Source organism: Neobacillus niacini (assembly GCF_030817595.1).
Classification (GTDB): Bacteria; Bacillota; Bacilli; order Bacillales; family Cytobacillaceae; genus Neobacillus; species Neobacillus niacini_G.
In genome coordinates this window covers 4,254,207-4,272,581 of sequence record NZ_JAUSZN010000001.1, presented here as the reverse complement: position 1 = coordinate 4,272,581, position 18,375 = coordinate 4,254,207, and the positions used below count along the sequence as shown (strand labels likewise).

Below are 18,375 nucleotides of genomic sequence, written 5' to 3'. Positions count from 1 at the left end.
ATGAAATGAGATTAGATAAATATTTAAAGGTATCAAGACTAATAAAAAGAAGGACCCTGGCAAAAGAGGTATCCGATCAAGGCAGAATTCTCATAAATGGGAAAGAAGCCAAGGCAAGTTCAACAGTAAAAGTCGGTGACGAACTCACAATCCGTCTTGGACAAAGACTAGTTACTGCAAGAATTGATCAAATTCAAGATACAACGCGCAAAGAAGCAGCGGCTGAAATGTATACGATTATTAAAGACGAAAGAATTGGAGAATCACAGTTCTAATCGATGCCCTTAAAAGGCTTGTTCTAATTCATTTATCCCTTACATAAAAATGTAATAAATGGTTGTACAAATGATTGTGAGGGATGAATGATGAGCCAATATTATGAAACAAATCCTGTCAAAAGCACTGTTCCGGAGCATGATGTCATCATGAGGGGAAGAAAACTTCTCGATATAACAGGTGTTAAACAAGTAGAAAGCTTTGATAATGAGGAGTTCTTATTAGAAACATCTATGGGCTTTTTAGCGATTAAAGGGCAAAACTTGCAAATGAAAAACCTCGATGTAGAAAAGGGGATTGTCTCCATTAAGGGAAAGATATTTGATTTAGTTTACTTAGATGAACAGCATGGGGAGAAAGCTAAAGGGTTCTTTAGTAAGTTGTTCCGATGACACTTTCCACTCAATTCCTTACCATGCTTTCAATGATCGGAATGGGTTCGCTGTTTGGGGTTATGTTTGATACCTATCAGCGTTTCTTAGACCGTCCTAACCGAAAGTCATGGATTGTTTTTATTAATGACTTGTTGTTTTGGGTCATTCAAGCTCTAATTATCTTTTACATTCTTTACCTTGTTAACAATGGGGAGTTACGTTTCTATATTTTCGTGGCACTTCTTTGTGGCTTTGCAGCCTATCAAAGTTTATTTAAAGGTATTTATTTAAGATTACTTGAAGCTATGATAAGAAGCGTAATAGCCCTTTATCAATTTTTTAGAAGGGCTTTCCAGCTCCTTATCTATAAACCTGTCGTAGGCATCATTCAGTTGCTAATTTCTATTATTATTCTACTTGGCAGGGGGACTCTTTCCCTTGTCAAATTTATTTTAAAGATTTTATTGTTTATTCTTAAGGTACTATGGGTGCCACTCGTCAAGATTACACTAATACTTTGGAAACTTTTGCCGAAAAGTATTAAAAAATCCGTCGAGAAGTTATATAATAGAACGGCAGGAATTTTTATGGAAATCAAGAACTATTTAAGTAAGTGGATTAAAAAGTGGAAAAGACCAAAAGAGTAAGGAGGGATGGGAATTGAGTTCAGTAAAAGAAAAGAATATAGCCAAAATCCAATCAACGTATGTCCACCAGCAAGAAGTAGCAGAAATTGCTTCAGCTAGGAAAAGGAAATTATTATATAGAAGACTTTCCTTGTTTTTAGTATTTGCTGCTGTCATGTCATATTTAATGATTACTAGCTTTATTTCCCAATCCTCAACTTTAGATAAAAAAGTGGCACAAAAGAGGCAGTTGGAACAAGAGCTGACACAATTAAAAAAACAACAACAAATGCTAAAAGAAGATATTGTAAAATTAAACGATGATGATTACCTTGCTAAGCTTGCTAGAAAAGAATATTTTTTCTCGGAAACTGGTGAAATTATCTTTAATATTCCAGAAGAAAATAAAGGTAAAAACAACCAATAACTAGTCTTATTGACACTTATTTTTCCCATTTTGTATAATATAAAGTAGGTATCATTTTTTTATTTCTTAAGGAGGAAAATTCTTTTTATGTCAATCGAAGTAGGCAGCAAGTTACAAGGAAAGGTAACAGGGATTACAAATTTCGGAGCTTTTGTGGAGCTGCCTGATGGCTCAACTGGACTCGTACACATCAGTGAGGTTGCTGACAATTATGTGAAAGATATCAATGATCATCTTAAGGTTGGTGACCAAGTAGAGGTTAAAGTCATCAATGTCGAGAAAGATGGGAAAATTGGGCTATCCATAAAAAAGGCAAAAGATAGACCACAGGCCCCGCAAAGATCCCATTCACACTCGAACTCACATTCGCAGCGTCCTCGTCAGGGCAGACAAAATGATCGGAATGTTCCAAAAGTAGAAACGTTCGAGTCAAAAATGGCGAAGTTTTTAAAAGATAGTGAGGATCGTTTAACTTCTTTAAAACGTCATACGGAATCTAAGCGTGGCGGAAGAGGAGCTAGAAGGGGTTAACTTGTTGCTTATTTAAAAAATCATATATTGCCTATTCAAGACAGGTCTAGCGACTTGTCTTTTTTGTTTACCAAAAAATAAAAAGCGTCGAAATAATCGACGCTTTTTAATATTGTCTAGCTGCAGCGCCTAGGGGCTCTCAGGTCTAAGCCAATCCGTCAAAAAGGTTAAAGAGCAACCTTTCTGCCGGCTCGTCTAATGCCTGTCGCCCCTGGGCAAGGCGCTTCCGCTTTTCGTTATAGCGGCGGAGGGGATCGAACCCCCGACCTTACGGGTATGAACCGTACGCTCTAGCCAGCTGAGCTACACCGCCAAGTATTCAAGACACAATGAATATAATACAGGTGAAAGCTAATAGTGTCAAATAATTTTTTTAGTTATTCCGTATTCCGACATCCTTTCGATTTGTCAACATTATTTGAATAAATATAGTGGAAACCGTCGAACGAAACTTTGCATACGTTCACTAATTTGACAAAATTTTAAATCTATTAATTTTATAATAGTCTTTAACAAGAATTAATAGAGGAGTGTGACTTATGGAAAAGCTAGAACGGAGTTTACTAGAACCGGTCGGAGAGGTTAACTTTCGATCCTCTAAATGGTCTTGGGACAGCGTTTTGAAAAAAATCCAATTAAAAGTTGAATCCTTCTTTCTTATAAAGGGTTACCTATTACTTATTGTAGGTTTCTTATTAGGAAGAGCTTTGATATTATCCACGCTTGCTCCCTTTAGTCTGCCTTTTTTCGCAGCCGTCTTTTTAATAAAAAGAGATCGATCTCCGCTTGTCTTAGTAGGATTGGTTGCGGGCGCAGCAACTGTCTCCTTGAAGAATGCAGCATTTACCTTTTTGGTTTCCATTCTTTTTCTAGTTATATATCGGATTAGTGAGAGATGGATTAAAAATGAAATGAGAATGATTCCGCTTTTGGTTGCAATTATTCTAGGGGTGGGAAAATTGGCCGAGGCCTTTATTATTTCTAGGCAGCTGACACTTTATGACACGATGATGGTGGGTGTTCAGGCTAGTTTATCGTTTATACTAACGCTTATCTTCTTACAGAGCATCCCCTTATTAATCTTGAACAAGCGCAGACAATTGTTAAAAACCGAGGAAATTGTTTGCTTAATCATAATGCTTGCTTCAATCATGACCGGAACAATCGGCTGGAAAATTTACGATTTATCACTTGAGCATATTTTGTCCCGCTATCTTGTTTTAGTATTTTCGTTTATTGCGGGTGCCACAGTTGGTTCGACAGTCGGTGTCGTAACGGGTTTAATTTTTAGTCTTGCAAGTGTTTCAAGCTTTTATCATATGAGCCTGCTTGCTTTTTCAGGTGTACTAGGCGGTTTATTAAAAGAAGGAAAGAAAATTGGGGTAGCAATTGGTTTGTTTATTGCAACACTTTTAATTGGAATGTATGGTCAGGAGGGCGGTTCCGGCTCTTTAACTACTACACTATTGGAATCCGCAGCAGCCATTGTACTTTTCCTCTTAACACCGCAACTATTTACCTCTAAATTGGCCAAATATATTCCTGGTACACCGGAATATACATCGGAACAACAAAAATACATGAGAAAAATGCGTGATGTAACAGCACAAAGGGTTGCCCAATTTTCTAGTGTCTTCCATGCGCTTTCAAATAGTTTTTCGCAGATGGAAACAAAGCCTATTGATAAAGAAGATGAACGGGAAATGGATTATTTTATGAGTCATGTAACAGAAAAAACATGTAATACTTGCTTTAAAAAGGAGCAGTGTTGGGCAAAGAATTTTAATACAACCTATGGATATTTAGAAGAAATTATTCACGAGATGGATCAAAATGATGGCGCAGTTTCGCCAAAATTATCTCGTGAATGGGATAAACATTGTACTCGTTCAAAAAGAGTATATGAGGCGGTCGGGCAGGAGCTGACCTTTTACCAAGCCAACCAAAAGTTAAAGAAACAGGTTCAGGAAAGCAGGAGACTAGTAGCAGATCAACTTCTTGGTGTTTCCGAGGTGATGGATAACTTCGCCAAAGAAATCCAGCGTGAACGAGAGAATCATCATAAGCAGGAGGAACAAATCCTGGAGTCCATTCAAGCATTTGGTGTTCAGGTGGAGCATGTTGAGATCTATAGTCTTGAGTCAGGAAATGTGGATATTGAAATGTCCGTTCCATTTTGTAATGGCCATGGGGAGTGTGAAAAGTTAATTGCACCAATGTTATCTGACATCCTTGGGGAACAAATTATTGTTACCTCTGAAGAATGTGCTGCATACCCTAACGGTTTCTGTCATGTAGTGTTTCAATCGTCAAAGGCCTATACAGTTGAAACGGGAATGGCCCATGCAGCTATGGATGGCGGGTTTGTTTCAGGAGACAGCTATTCAACCATGGAACTGGGGTTAGGGAAATTTGCGATTGCCATCAGTGATGGAATGGGGAACGGAGAAAGAGCTCATTATGAGAGCAAAGAGACACTGCAGCTTTTACAAAAAATACTGCAATCGGGTATTGACGAAAAGGTTGCAATAAAGTCAGTCAACTCTATTCTATCGCTTCGAACGACAGATGAAATCTTTGCGACATTAGACTTAGCAATGATTGATCTTCAAAACGCTTCAGCAAAATTCCTAAAGATAGGTTCAACTCCTAGTTTTATAAAAAGGGGAAATAAAGTAATCAAAATCCAAGCTAGTAATTTGCCTATAGGAATTTTAGAAGAATTTGAAGTGGATGTGGTGAGTGAGCAGTTAAAAGCCGGGGATTTACTCATAATGATGAGTGACGGTATCTTTGAAGGGCCAAAGCATGTAGAAAATTATGACTTGTGGATGAAGCGGAAAATACAAGAATTACAAACAGATGATCCTCAGGAAATATCTGATTTAATTTTGGAAGAAGTGATTCGTTCAAGGGATAACTTGATTGGTGATGATATGACCATTGCCGTGGCGAAGATAAAGCACAATACACCTAAATGGGCTAGTATTCCTGTTACAAGGATGAAGAAACGCGCGTAATCAATTATTTTGTCCAGTTTATCCTTTAAATATGTATAAATCCCCTCTGCCGTGTCGAAAATGAGAGTAACTCGAAAAGTGGAGGGAGAACGCATATGTATACAGGGAAAATTCGTCAGATTTTATTGATAACGGACGGCTGTTCAAATCAAGGGGAAGATCCTATTGCAATGGCCGCTCTTGCGAAAGAACAAGGGATATCTGTTAATGTTATCGGTGTAATGGAGCAAGATGTGATTGATGAAAAGGGAATGATAGAAATAGAAGGAATAGCAATGTCCGGAGGCGGAGTCAGTCAAATTGTCTATGCTCAAGCGCTCTCCCAAACTGTTCAAATGGTTACAAGGAAAGCAATGACACAGACAATCCAAGGTGTAGTAAACCGGGAGCTTCAGCAAATTCTTGGCCGTTCACAGACAATCGAAGATCTTCCTCCTGAAAAGAGAGGGGAAGTAATGGAAGTGGTCGATGAACTTGGAGAAACTGTCGAATTAGAGGTGTTGATTCTTGTCGATACAAGTGCAAGTATGAAACATAAGCTTCCAACCGTTAAAGAAGCCCTGCTTGACCTTTCCCTAAGCTTAAATGCACGTACAGGTGACAATCAATTTGCCGTGTTTGTATTTCCCGGGAAAAAGAATGATGTCGAAAAAATCCTAGATTGGACGCCAAAGTTACAATCTTTGACAAGTATCTTCTCTCAGCTTACAACAGGGGGAATAACTCCAACTGGACCTGCAATCCGTACCGCTTTATCTTCATTTCATTCAAAACGTTCATTAAGGAGTCTTATGACTGGTGATGATGAATCATTCCTTGAAGAGTCGATGTAAAGTAGCTCCGGGCACTGTGATAACAGGGAAATGGCATTCGAATAAATATACCGTTTTAAAGGAACTAGGATATGGCGCAAACGGCATTGTCTACCTTGCAAAGTTTAAAAATTCGCAAGTAGCCCTAAAGATGAGCGATAACGGAATGTCCATTACCTCAGAGGTTAATGTATTAAGGTCGTTTGCAAAGGTCCAAGGGTCAACCCTCGGACCTTCTTTACTTGATGTTGATGATTGGAATACTAAAACAGGGCAGATTTCTTTTTATACGATGGAGTATATTCAAGGGGCAGACTTGCTCTCTTTTATACAAAATAAGGGGAAGTCGTGGACCACAGTCCTCTTTCTTCAATTATTAAATGACTTGAATACCCTGCATGAAAACGGATGGGTATTTGGCGATTTAAAGCCAGAAAACTTAATCGTTACTGGTCCATCCCCAAAGATTAGATGCATTGATGTTGGCGGTACGACGATTAAAGGGAGAGCAATTAAAGAATTCACCGAGTTCTATGATCGTGGATATTGGGGGTTAGGAACGAGAAAGGCGGACCCTGCCTATGATTTATTTGCTGTTGCTATGATTATGATTAACACTGCCTATCCAAAACGCTTTAACAAAACAACAGGTGGTATTCTGCAGCTTAGAGAAGCAATTAGAAAACAAAAAGATTTACACCCTTTCGAAAAGGTCATCGTAAAAGCACTCCAAGGACATTACGCAAACGCAGTTCAAATGAGAACTGAACTTATGTCGTTGGCCCTGGGCAGACAAAATCCCGGATCAGTCCCTAAATCACCACCAACCGCAGCAAATCCCAAAGGAACTAATCAATCACAAAAGATAAATTATACAGGAAGTCCGCCAAAAACCCGGCAAAACTATAGGAAGAAAAAGAAAAAAGGCCGCTTGGCGGAAACATTCATCATTGCGATGTCTATTGCACTTTTATACTTTTTGTATATTTTTCAAAAACTTCTTTGATTTTTGAAACTAATGGTCATTCATAACGTATAAAAGGGAAGTAAAAAAAGACCTAATCAAATAGGTCTTTGTTTTTGATACTTTTGTCTTAAAAGTGGTAAGCTAGGTATATTCAAATAAATAGAAACTTTATTAAGGAAGAATGCAGAATGTTAGAAGCAAAGGTAGCAGCACTGCTTAATCGCCACTCATTCGAAATTGAAAATAAAAAAATGGTGGTAGGTGTATCGGGCGGTCCGGATTCACTAGCATTGCTTCACTATTTGTGGGCGCAGCAGGAAAAGAAAAATCTATCCATTGTTGTAGCACACGTTGATCATATGTTTCGTGGTCAAGAGTCACTGGAAGATGCTTTATTCGTGAAAGACTATTGTGAACAAAAGGGCATTCCATTTGAAATGGCACGAATAAATGTTCCAGAGATTATTAAGAAAACAAAGAAAAACTCGCAAGTGGCATCGAGACATGCCAGATATGAGTTTTTTGAAAAAACAATGAATAAATATGGTTACAACTATCTAGCGCTAGGTCACCATGGAGATGACCAGGTTGAGACCATATTGATGCGTCTGACAAGAGGCAGTTCCGGTGCTGCGAGAGCAGGTATTCCGTTTATGAGACCATTCGGTAATGGATACATTTTTCGTCCCTTTTTATCTTTAACGAAGACAGAGCTTACGGAATATTGTCAGAAACAAAATTTGGTGCCTAGAATTGACCCTAGTAATAAAAAAAGTATTTATAGCAGGAATCGTTTTCGAAACGAAGTTCTTCCCTTTTTAAAAGCGGAAAATCAACATGTTCATGAACATTTTCAACGGTATAGTGAAGAATTGCAGAATGATGAAATACTTCTTCAGGAATTAACTGTCCTAAGAATGAATAAAGTAATGAAAAAGAGAGAAAAGAATGAAATTACCATTGACATAATTCCTTTTTTAGAAATGCCAATTTCTTTACAAAGAAGAGGTATTCAACTAATATTAAGCTATCTATACAAAGTAATACCAGTGTCACTTTCCGCTTTACATATTGATCATGTTCTATCTTTAATTCGACATCATCATCCATCTGGAACACTTGATTTCCCTAACGGTTTAAAGGTTATTCGGTCGTATTCACTACTTTCTTTTCAATTTGAAGTTAGTGAATCTCACACCTATTTTCTCGAAATGATGGACCCCGGCGAGATTGAATTACCTAACGGGGCTAGTATAAAAATGGATGTCATTGATGATAAGGAAAACGTTGAAACAAATGGATTTTATGCATTATTTCCTGCTGACAAGATTAAACTGCCCATTCAGATTCGAACCAGAAAAATAGGTGATCGCATGAACCTAAAAGGAATGTCAGGCTCAAAAAAGCTAAAAGATATATTTATTGATAGTAAAATTCCTATCCAGGATCGCGATTCTTGGCCTGTAATTACTGACAAAGATGGTTGTATTCTTTGGCTTCCTGGAATTAAGAAATCAGCTTTTGAAGGCATTAATCACTCAACAAGTCAGCATATACTACTCACATATCATAAGTAATGATCTTCTAGGAGGCACAATTATTATGAAACAGGATATTAAAGAGGTCTTATTTTCTGAAGAACAGATTCAGGAGAAAATCAAGGAGTTAGGGGCTCAATTATCAGAGGAGTATCAAGATCGCTTCCCTCTCGCAATTGGTGTTTTAAAAGGTGCAATGCCATTTATGGCTGATTTACTTAAACGTGTGGATTGCTATTTGGAAATGGATTTTATGGATGTCTCAAGTTATGGTACTGCGATGGTTTCTTCAGGAGAAGTGAAAATCCTAAAGGATTTAGATACTTCAGTTGAAGGAAGAGACATCTTAATCATTGAGGATATAATTGATAGTGGCTTAACTCTAAGCTATCTTGTTGATTTGTTCCGTTACCGAAAAGCAAAATCCATTAAGATTGTCACTTTACTTGACAAACCAACAGGAAGGAAGAGCGCAATAAAAGCAGATTATGTTGGTTTTATTGTCCCAGATGAATTTGTGGTTGGGTACGGATTAGATTATATCGAAAAATACCGTAACCTTCCATATATTGGTGTTTTAAAACCGGAAGTATATAGCGATAATCTTTAAGTGTAAACTAATAAGGCTATTGCAAGAATTATTTGTCAACATATGTAACCCAGTTAAAAACAGTAATTTAAGAATTGGAATGATTTTCTATGATACTATCTAAAAAAGTTTTTATCGCGGGAGGAGGTAAGAGATGAATCGGATTTTCCGTAATACCATCTTTTATTTATTGATATTTTTAGTCATTATTGGCGTGGTAAGTTTCTTTAATGGCAGTAACGAACCTACGGATAACATTTCCTACAATGAGTTTGTTGACAGCTTAGAAAAAAATGAAGTGGATTCATTTTCTATGCAGCCTGAACGTGGTGTCTTTGAAGTTCGGGGGCAGTTTGAAAAAGGGGTAAAAGACGGTAAGAACTTTTTAACGTACGTCCCGAATAGTGAGAAAATTCTAGAGCGAATTGATGCAGCAGGTTCAAAGGTAGAAGTAATGCCTGCTAAGGAAACAAGCGGCTGGGTGACATTCTTTACTTCCATAATTCCATTTGTGATTATCTTTATCTTATTCTTCTTCTTATTAAACCAAGCTCAAGGCGGCGGCAGCCGTGTAATGAACTTCGGTAAGAGTAAAGCAAAGCTTTATAATGACGACAAGAAGAAAGCACGATTTAAGGATGTTGCAGGTGCAGATGAAGAGAAACAAGAATTAGTCGAAGTGGTAGAATTCCTAAAAGATCCGAGGAAGTTTGCTGAACTTGGTGCGCGTATTCCAAAAGGAGTCCTGCTTGTAGGGCCTCCAGGAACAGGTAAAACATTATTAGCACGTGCAGTAGCCGGAGAAGCTGGCGTTCCTTTCTTCTCAATTAGTGGTTCTGATTTCGTCGAAATGTTTGTTGGGGTCGGTGCATCCCGTGTACGTGATTTGTTTGAAAATGCTAAGAAAAATGCTCCATGTATCATTTTTATCGACGAAATTGACGCAGTAGGTCGTCAACGTGGTGCTGGTTTAGGCGGCGGTCACGATGAACGAGAGCAAACCTTGAATCAATTATTAGTTGAAATGGATGGATTTGGCGCTAATGAAGGAATTATTATTATTGCCGCAACAAACCGTCCAGATATCCTTGACCCTGCATTATTACGTCCTGGACGTTTTGACCGTCAAATCACTGTTGACCGTCCTGATGTAAATGGTCGTGAAGCAGTCTTAAAAGTACATGCAAAGAACAAACCGTTAGATGAATCTGTAAACTTAAAAAATATCGCTATGAGAACACCTGGTTTTTCAGGTGCTGACTTAGAAAACTTATTAAATGAGGCGGCCTTAGTGGCAGCACGTCAGAATAAGAAAAAGGTCGACATGGAAGATATTGATGAAGCAACAGACAGGGTAATTGCTGGTCCTGCTAAAAAGACTCGTGTTATCTCAAAGAAAGAACGCAATATTGTTGCTTTCCATGAAAGCGGGCATACAGTAATAGGATTAATCCTAAATGAAGCCGACATGGTTCATAAGGTTACAATTGTCCCTCGTGGTCAAGCAGGTGGTTATGCCGTGATGCTTCCAAGGGAAGACCGCTACTTTATGACGAAACCAGAATTACTTGATAAAATTGTTGGTTTATTGGGCGGACGTGTTGCAGAAGAGATTGTCTTTGGTGAGGTAAGTACTGGAGCTCACAACGACTTCCAACGTGCAACTGGAATTGCTCGTAAAATGGTTACTGAATTTGGTATGAGTGACAAGCTGGGAGTTGGACAGTTCGGTCAAGCTTCAGGCGGTCAGGTATTCTTAGGACGTGACATTCATAATGAGCAAAACTATTCTGATGCCATTGCCTTTGAAATTGACCTTGAGATTCAACGCATTCTTAAAGAATGTTATGAAAGAGCTAAAACCATTCTTACTGAGAATCGAGATAAACTGGATTTGATTGCGAAGACGCTTCTTGAAGTTGAAACATTGAACGCAGAACAAATTGAATACTTAATTAAAAATGGGCGTATGCCTGAATCTGCTTCAGAGTTAGAAGGCTTTCAAGCTGATCCTAAAAAGTCAGATGATGTCAAAGTAACTATTAATAAAAAGAAGGATGAAGATCCTTCCAGCCAGAATTCTGAATCAGAAGACAAGTAATTTTTTAAAGAGAGTGCTTACAAAAAAGCACTCTTTTTTTTCACGATAAAAAGTAATTATGATATGATGTTTGCAGTATGACACAAGTTAATTCAGAAAAGTGAGTGATTCTTTTGATCTTTGTATTCGATGTAGGGAATACCAATACTGTTTTAGGTGTTTATAAAGGGGAAGAACTTAAATATCACTGGCGTGTAGAAACGAACAGAAACCGAACAGAGGATGAGTTCGGAATGATAATTAAATCCCTTTTTGATGCTTCAGGCCTCTCATTTTCGCAAATTGATGGAATTATTATTTCATCTGTTGTTCCACCGATCATGTTTGCTTTAGAAAGAATGTGTAAAAAATACTTTAACCTTACTCCATTGGTAGTTGGACCAGGGATAAAAACGGGGCTAAATATTAAGTATGAAAACCCTAGAGAAGTAGGCGCTGATCGGATTGTTAATGCAGTTGCAGCCATACATGAATATGGCAGTCCTTTGATTATTGTCGATTTTGGTACTGCGACCACTTATTGCTATGTCAATGAACAGCGTCAATATATGGGTGGTGCGATTGCACCTGGGATTGGTATTTCAACAGAAGCGCTGTATTCCAAGGCGGCAAAGCTTCCTAGAATTGAGATTGCTCGTCCTGAGGGTGTAATTGGTAAAAATACAGTTGCGGCCATGCAGGCAGGAATTGTCTACGGGTATGTAGGTCAAGTTGAGGGGATCGTTAAAAGGATGATTGACCAGAGTGACCAAAAGCCTACAGTCATTGCGACGGGCGGATTATCCTCTCTAATTGCCCAAGAATCAAAGATTATTGATATTGTTGATCCATTTTTAACTTTAAAGGGTTTACAGCTAATCTATAAGAGAAATATGGAGAATATAAGAAATGCGTAGGGCGCCGGTTCATCGGCGACAGGCATAAGACGAGCCGGCTAGAAGGTTGGTTTTTACCTTCTTGACGGATTGGCTTATGACCCCGAGCCGATGGTGCCCGAAGCTAGACAATAAGAAGTAGCAACTAGAAAGGAGTTACATAATGAGTGATTACTTAGTAAAAGCTTTGGCCTATGATGGTCAAATTAGAGCGTATGCAGTACGTACTACCGAGGTGGTTTCGGAGGCACAGCGTCGCCATCAAACATGGCGCACTGCTTCTGCAGCTTTAGGGCGTTCCCTGACAGCTGGTGTAATGATGGGGGCAATGTTGAAGGGTGAGGACAAATTAACAATTAAAATTGATGGGGGCGGCCCAATTGGCGTCATCCTAGTAGATAGCAATGCCAAGGGCGATGTTCGTGGGTATGTATCAAATCCCCAAGTTGACTTTGAGGCGAATGAGCATGGGAAGTTAGATGTACGCCGCGCAGTTGGCACTGAGGGTACTCTGTCTGTGGTTAAAGATACCGGTCTTCGTGACTTCTTTTCGGGTCTAGTACCAATTGTGTCTGGTGAATTAGGTGAGGACTTCACTTATTACTTTGCTACTTCAGAACAGGTGCCTTCCTCAGTTGGAGTAGGTGTCTTGGTAAATCCTGATGATACCATTCTTGCCGCAGGAGGATTTATTTTTCAACTGATGCCTGGAATTAAGGATGAGACGATCACTACGGTAGAGGAACGTTTAAAAACAATTTCACCTATTTCAACTTTAGTAAAGCAAGGCCTTATGCCAGAAGAAATCTTGCAGGAGCTCTTTGGGAAGGATCAGGTAAATGTCTTAGAGACAATGCCAGTTCAATTTAAGTGTGTCTGCTCAAAGAATCGTTTTGCAGATGCGATTGTTGGTTTGGGGCAAGGCGAAATAGACGATATGATTACAGAAGACGGACAGGCTGAAGCACACTGCCATTTTTGTAATGAAAAGTATCTATTCACTAGGGAAGAGCTAGAGGAATTAAAGAGTCAGGCAAAATAAGCAGTTCGGGGGGAGGAGTAGGTGAGGCGAAAGCAGCTATGGATTGTGATTGCAGGGCTTATTCTGTTGAACTGTCTAACGCTTATCTTTTTCCTAGCAAAAGTGAAAGAGGTAAGCGGGACTGCTTTCAGTGAAGAAGTCGTCGCATCAGTGGGGAAAAGTGACATTACAAGGCAACAATGGCTAAATGAATTAGAGGCAAGATACGGGAAAGATGTTCTTAAGGATATGATTGACCAAAAAGTCATAAAGGAAATGGCAGATAAATATCACATTAAGGTTTCCGAAAAAGATGTGGAACGCGAATATAGAATCCTTCAAACTACATATAGCTCACCAAGTGAGAATAAAAAAACATCCGAGAAGAAATGGAAAGAGCATATTCGAAACAGTCTCTTGCAAGAAGAAATTCTTACAAGAGATGTAAAAGTCTCCAAAAAAGAGATGCAAGCCTATTTCGAGAAAAATAAAGAACTCTTTTCCATTCCTGACGCTTACCATGTGTCACATATTATTGTGAAATCAAGCGATGAAGCAGAAAATGCCATCAAGGAACTAGAACAAGGTTCCAGTTTCTCGGCATTGGCGATGGAACGTTCCATTGAAGAATTTTCTGCAAATGTGGGCGGAGATATAGGTTTTCTCATTGAAGGGGAAGAACGCTATCCTTCTGAATATTTACAAGCGGCAAAGAAGTTAAAAGAAGTGGCATGGAGTGATCCTATCCAAGTGGAACAGGGTTTTGCTATTGTTAAGCTTGAAGAAAAATTGAAAGGTAAAAAGTATAACTATGATGATGTTAAACAACAAATTCGCCGAGAAATTGCACTTGAACAAATGAAAACGTCAGCGTCTGCGACAACCTTTTGGGAAGAAGCGAAGGTAGAATGGTTTTACGGGAAAACGTCAGCAAACTAAGAGAAGCACAGAATTATTTTCTGTGTTTTTATTACAGGTTCAGAATAAAAAATTGATATATTTGGGAATTTTGTACTACAAAATGGTTGACAAAACTAGTAGAAAGCTGATAAATTTATTATAATACCAATAAAATTACTCGGAATTAAGAAAGAGGTGCTCTAATGGTACGTGTAGCAAATTCAGTTGCAGAATTAGTTGGTCAAACTCCTATTGTAAAATTAAACAGATTAGTAGATGAAAACAGCGCAGAGGTTTATTTGAAGTTAGAATACTTTAATCCAGGCAGTAGTGTAAAAGACCGTATTGCTTTGGCAATGATTGAAGCAGCGGAAGAGAAAGGCTTAATTAAGCCTGGTGTCGATACGATTATTGAGCCTACAAGTGGAAATACAGGTATCGGTTTAGCGATGGTTGCAGCAGCAAAAGGATACAAGGCCATTTTTGTTATGCCTGAAACGATGAGCTTGGAAAGAAGAAACTTACTCCGTGCATACGGAGCGGAACTGGTACTTACTCCAGGACCTGAAGGAATGAAAGGTGCAATTGCGAAAGCGAATGCCCTAGCTGCTGAGAATGGCTACTTCGTGCCACAGCAATTTGAAAATGAAGCAAATCCTGAAGTACACCGTAGAACGACTGGCAAGGAAATTGTAGAACAAATGGATCAACTTGATGCGTTTGTTTCTGGTATCGGTACTGGTGGAACAATCACAGGTGCTGGTGAAGTTCTTCGTGAGAAGTTCCCAAATGTTAAAATTTTTGCGGTAGAGCCTACTGATTCTCCAGTATTATCTGGCGGTAACCCAGGTCCACACAAGATCCAAGGAATTGGAGCAGGATTTGTTCCGGCAGTTTTAAATACAGAAGTATATGATGAAGTAATTCAGGTTCAAGCGGAAGAGGCATTTGCAGCTTCACGCCGTGCAGCAAAAGAAGAAGGAATCCTAGGTGGAATTTCCTCAGGTGCAGCTATCCATGCCGCATTAGAAGTTGCGAAGAAACTTGGAAAAGGTAAAAAGGTACTTGCAATTATTCCTGATAATGGAGAACGTTATTTAAGTACACCTCTATACCAATATGAAGGCTAATTAATACTAGGAGAGGTTTGCATAGTGCTAAGCCTCTTTTTTTTTTGCTTTGAAAAACATTCTTCTTGTATGATAGAAGGAGTGAAAAATAAGCGGGAGGTATTTAGAGTGCATACAACTGGGAACTACAGTATTAAATGCGGACCATATCAGTTAGATTTTAGCAAGAAAACCTATATTATGGGTATTTTAAATGCTACCCCAGATTCTTTCTCAGATGGGGGAAAATACAATAATATGGAACATGCCATTAAGCATGCCCAAGAAATGGTTGAAAATGGAGCTGATATCATTGATATTGGTGGTGAGTCCACCCGTCCGGGATATACAGTAATTTCTGCAGACGAAGAAATTGAGCGTGTTGTTCCAGTTATAGAAGCTATATCCAAGCATGTAAGTGTTCCTATATCTATTGATACATATAAAGCAAAGGTTGCACAACGTGCGATAGAAGCTGGTGCTCATATTATAAATGATATTTGGGGAGCTAAGGCAGATGACAAAATGGCAGCTGTTGCGGCAGAATATAATGTTCCTATTATCCTAATGCATAATCGACATGATCGAAACTACTCCTTTTTTATAAGGGACGTGTTAAATGATCTTTACGAGAGTATTAACATTGTAAAGCAAGCGGGTGTTCGAGACGAGCAGATTATTCTGGACCCAGGTATTGGTTTTGCTAAAGACTTGAATGAGAACATTTTGATGATGCAGAACTTAGATACATTGACTGCACTCGGCTACCCTGTCCTTTTAGGAACCTCGAAAAAATCAATGATTGGACAAGCCTTAAATCTTCCGGTAGAGGAAAGAATGGAAGGGACAGGTGCCACGGTATGTTATGGTGTCCAAAAGGGTTGCCAAATTATTCGTATACACGATGTTAAAGAAATGAGCAGAATGGCAAAAATGATGGATATTCTAATGGGGAAGGGTGTCAGCCATGGATAAGATATTCGTTAATCAAATGGAATTCTATGGGTATCATGGTGTTTTTCCTGAGGAAACGAAACTTGGACAACGTTTTGTCGTAGATTTAATGGTGCTTGTCGATTTAAAAAAAGCTGGTCAAACGGATGAACTGGAGTATTCGGTAAACTATGGTGAATTATTTCAGGTATGTAAAGAAGTTGTGGAAGGAAAACCTTATAAGCTTGTTGAAGCTGTTGCTGAAAAAATTGCAGAGACTGTTTTGGGGCAATTTACTCTTGTTTCTGAAGTAACAATAAAGGTAATCAAACCAGATCCGCCAATTCCTGGGCACTATCAATCCGTCGCAGTAGAAATTACGAGGGGAAGATAAATATGGAAAATACAGCATTTATTGCCCTAGGATCTAATATCGGAAACAGGTATGATTATTTAGCGAAGGCGATTGAATACTTAGCAAAACATCCCAAAATTCAGCTGGTAAATACCTCCTCTATCTATGAAACAGATCCTGTCGGCTACGAGGAACAAGATTTATTTTTAAATATGGTGGTTGAAATCCAGACTGAATGGAGCGCGTTAGAATTATTAGGTTTTTGCTTGGAAGTTGAGCTTGAACTTGGAAGAAAAAGGGAAATTGTGTGGGGACCAAGAACAATTGACCTTGACATTCTTCTCTATAACCAAGAAAATATACAATCAGAGAAACTTATTATACCGCATCCACGGATGCTAGAGCGGAATTTTGTCATGATTCCATTGTCAGAAATAAGACCTGACATAATCATACCAAATATAGAAAAACCACTTAAAGCATGGATCAAAGAATTAGCTAACAAAGAAGGAGTCCGAATATGGAAGCGGAAAAATGGGGAAGACGTATTCGAGCCTATCGGAAACTAAAGGGCTTTACACAGGAGAGCTTTTCGAAAGAGCTTGGTGTATCAGTATCAATTATAGGTGAGATTGAAAGAGGTAACCGTATGCCTACAGGTGAGTTGCTAAAGAAAATTGGTCAAACCTTAAATATAACCATAGAAGAACTATCACCTAATGAATAGGGAGGTATGATTGTTGAAAATCGGCGACATTGAAATTAAAAATCAGGTCGTTTTAGCACCAATGGCTGGTGTATGTAACTCTGCCTTCCGTTTAACGGTTAAAGAGTTCGGAGCTGGTTTAGTTTGTGCGGAAATGGTTAGTGATAAAGGAATTGTGCTTAAAAATGAAAAAACGATGAATATGCTTTATATCGACGAACGTGAAAAACCTCTTAGCCTGCAGATATTTGGCGGAGAAAAGAAAACACTGGTAGAGGCAGCGCAATTTGTAGATAAAAATACAAATGCAGATATTATTGATATCAATATGGGCTGTCCTGTTCCGAAAATCACTAAATGTGATGCTGGAGCGAAATGGCTGTTAGACCCAGATAAAATCTATGAAATGGTAGCAGCGGTTGTTGAAACAGTCGAAAAACCTGTAACGGTTAAAATGCGTATGGGCTGGGATGACAACCATATTTTTGCTGTCAAAAATGCACAGGCTGTAGAAAGAGCTGGCGGTAAGGCAGTTGCACTTCATGGACGTACTCGTGTTCAGATGTATGAAGGAAAAGCAAACTGGGACATTATCCGAGAAGTAAAGCAGTCAATAAACATCCCATTAATCGGTAATGGTGATGTACAAACTCCACACGACGCAAAAAGAATGCTCGAAGAAACCGGTTGTGATGGAGTTATGATCGGAAGAGCTGCTCTGGGAAATCCGTGGATGATCTACCGTACTGTACAATATCTTGAGACAGGACGATTGATGGATGAACCAACAGTTCGTGAAAAAATGGATGTATGTATTTTACATCTTGATCGTTTAATTGCCCTTAAGGATGAGTATATAGCTGTACGTGAAATGCGTAAGCATGCTGCGTGGTATTTAAAAGGTGTACGAGGAAATGCACGTGTCAGAAATGCCATTAACGAATGTAATACTCGTGATGAATTAGTAGGAGTGTTAAATAGTTTAGCAGCAGAAGTAGAAGAGGAAGAAAGGCAAGTAATTGTAGGATAAATTTGACTTTAACTATAAGCTTTTCTATAATTGTTTTTATTTAATGAGCACTGCCAGTGAAATAACTGGCAGTTTTCTTTTATATTAATCTTTTTTGATGTCTGAATTGTCGAGATTGTGTAAAATAATAAAGTATGCATAAAAAGTGAACTATTTAAGGGATTAGATGTTAGTTTACATAAAAA

The 18,375-nt window shown here is 38.6% G+C and carries 20 protein-coding genes and 1 tRNA gene; 20 read left to right on the top strand and 1 reads right to left on the bottom strand.

All coding sequences use genetic code 11. The features are described 5' to 3' along the window. The first annotated feature begins 5 nt into the window (after positions 1-5). The 5 genes from QFZ31_RS20285 (at position 6) to QFZ31_RS20265 (ending at position 2,234) form a co-directional block, all read left to right on the top strand. A complete protein-coding gene (locus tag QFZ31_RS20285; protein ID WP_090767940.1) occupies positions 6-275 on the top strand; it encodes an RNA-binding S4 domain-containing protein in 270 nt (89 codons plus the stop codon). Positions 276-365: 90 nt separating this feature from the next. Further along, the gene (gene yabP / locus QFZ31_RS20280; protein ID WP_095250671.1) at positions 366-668 is read left to right on the top strand and encodes a sporulation protein YabP; all 303 of its coding nucleotides are present in this window, start codon (positions 366-368) and stop codon (positions 666-668) included. Next, on the top strand, positions 665-1,297 hold the full coding sequence (gene yabQ / locus QFZ31_RS20275; RefSeq protein ID WP_307306255.1) for a spore cortex biosynthesis protein YabQ: 633 nt from the start codon (positions 665-667) through the stop codon (positions 1,295-1,297). The genes yabP and yabQ overlap by 4 nt, the downstream gene beginning before the upstream one ends. Positions 1,298-1,310: 13 nt before the next feature. Beyond that, the gene (locus QFZ31_RS20270; RefSeq protein WP_307306252.1) at positions 1,311-1,703 is read left to right on the top strand and encodes an FtsB family cell division protein; all 393 of its coding nucleotides are present in this window, start codon (positions 1,311-1,313) and stop codon (positions 1,701-1,703) included. 87 nt (positions 1,704-1,790) lie between these two features. Continuing rightward, positions 1,791-2,234, top strand: a complete 444-nt coding sequence (locus QFZ31_RS20265) for a S1 domain-containing RNA-binding protein (protein WP_307306249.1) — start codon at positions 1,791-1,793, stop codon at positions 2,232-2,234. A 239-nt stretch (positions 2,235-2,473) separates the two neighbouring features. Here the strand turns inward: QFZ31_RS20265 and QFZ31_RS20260 are convergent. Beyond that, positions 2,474-2,547 (bottom strand) — tRNA-Met (locus QFZ31_RS20260). A 226-nt stretch (positions 2,548-2,773) separates the two neighbouring features. Here QFZ31_RS20260 and spoIIE point away from each other — a divergent pair. The 15 genes from spoIIE (at position 2,774) to dusB (ending at position 18,190) form a co-directional block, all read left to right on the top strand. After that, positions 2,774-5,254 (top strand): stage II sporulation protein E, encoded by a 2,481-nt coding sequence (spoIIE, locus tag QFZ31_RS20255; RefSeq protein ID WP_307306244.1) that lies wholly within the window; start codon positions 2,774-2,776, stop codon positions 5,252-5,254. A gap of 35 nt (positions 5,255-5,289) precedes the next feature. Beyond that, positions 5,290-6,087 carry a vWA domain-containing protein gene (locus QFZ31_RS20250; protein WP_307311682.1) on the top strand — a complete coding sequence of 266 codons (798 nt, stop codon included), beginning with the start codon at positions 5,290-5,292 and terminating at the stop codon, positions 6,085-6,087. Continuing rightward, complete coding sequence (locus QFZ31_RS20245) at positions 6,056-7,072, top strand: protein kinase domain-containing protein (protein ID WP_307311680.1); 1,017 nt, start codon at positions 6,056-6,058, stop codon at positions 7,070-7,072. Before QFZ31_RS20250 ends, QFZ31_RS20245 begins: the two co-directional genes overlap by 32 nt. A 149-nt stretch (positions 7,073-7,221) precedes the next feature. Further along, entirely contained in the window at positions 7,222-8,610 is a 1,389-nt protein-coding gene (tilS, locus tag QFZ31_RS20240; protein WP_307306242.1) for a tRNA lysidine(34) synthetase TilS, read from the top strand. A gap of 25 nt (positions 8,611-8,635) precedes the next feature. After that, entirely contained in the window at positions 8,636-9,181 is a 546-nt protein-coding gene (gene hpt, locus QFZ31_RS20235; protein ID WP_307306240.1) for a hypoxanthine phosphoribosyltransferase, read from the top strand. Positions 9,182-9,314: 133 nt separating this feature from the next. Further along, positions 9,315-11,261: an ATP-dependent zinc metalloprotease FtsH gene (gene ftsH / locus QFZ31_RS20230; protein WP_306077328.1), complete on the top strand. Its 1,947-nt coding sequence runs from the start codon at positions 9,315-9,317 to the stop codon at positions 11,259-11,261. A 113-nt stretch (positions 11,262-11,374) separates the two neighbouring features. After that, a complete protein-coding gene (locus QFZ31_RS20225) occupies positions 11,375-12,157 on the top strand; it encodes a type III pantothenate kinase (RefSeq protein ID WP_307306237.1) in 783 nt (260 codons plus the stop codon). A gap of 142 nt (positions 12,158-12,299) precedes the next feature. Further along, complete coding sequence (hslO, locus tag QFZ31_RS20220; protein ID WP_307306234.1) at positions 12,300-13,178, top strand: Hsp33 family molecular chaperone HslO; 879 nt, start codon at positions 12,300-12,302, stop codon at positions 13,176-13,178. A 21-nt stretch (positions 13,179-13,199) separates the two neighbouring features. Next, complete coding sequence (locus QFZ31_RS20215; protein WP_307306231.1) at positions 13,200-14,096, top strand: peptidyl-prolyl cis-trans isomerase; 897 nt, start codon at positions 13,200-13,202, stop codon at positions 14,094-14,096. Positions 14,097-14,260: 164 nt separating this feature from the next. Next, positions 14,261-15,187: a cysteine synthase A gene (cysK, locus tag QFZ31_RS20210; RefSeq protein ID WP_179603547.1), complete on the top strand. Its 927-nt coding sequence runs from the start codon at positions 14,261-14,263 to the stop codon at positions 15,185-15,187. A 180-nt stretch (positions 15,188-15,367) separates the two neighbouring features. Then, entirely contained in the window at positions 15,368-16,141 is a 774-nt protein-coding gene (folP, locus tag QFZ31_RS20205; protein ID WP_307311678.1) for a dihydropteroate synthase, read from the top strand. Beyond that, complete coding sequence (gene folB, locus QFZ31_RS20200; protein WP_307306227.1) at positions 16,134-16,493, top strand: dihydroneopterin aldolase; 360 nt, start codon at positions 16,134-16,136, stop codon at positions 16,491-16,493. The genes folP and folB overlap by 8 nt, the downstream gene beginning before the upstream one ends. A gap of 2 nt (positions 16,494-16,495) precedes the next feature. After that, positions 16,496-17,023 carry a 2-amino-4-hydroxy-6-hydroxymethyldihydropteridine diphosphokinase gene (gene folK / locus QFZ31_RS20195; RefSeq protein ID WP_307306224.1) on the top strand — a complete coding sequence of 176 codons (528 nt, stop codon included), beginning with the start codon at positions 16,496-16,498 and terminating at the stop codon, positions 17,021-17,023. After that, positions 16,975-17,181, top strand: coding sequence for a helix-turn-helix domain-containing protein (locus QFZ31_RS20190; protein ID WP_307306222.1), 207 nt, complete (start codon positions 16,975-16,977; stop codon positions 17,179-17,181). The genes folK and QFZ31_RS20190 overlap by 49 nt, the downstream gene beginning before the upstream one ends. Positions 17,182-17,191: 10 nt before the next feature. Further along, positions 17,192-18,190, top strand: a complete 999-nt coding sequence (gene dusB / locus QFZ31_RS20185; RefSeq protein ID WP_307306220.1) for a tRNA dihydrouridine synthase DusB — start codon at positions 17,192-17,194, stop codon at positions 18,188-18,190. The last annotated feature ends 185 nt before the right edge of the window (positions 18,191-18,375 follow it).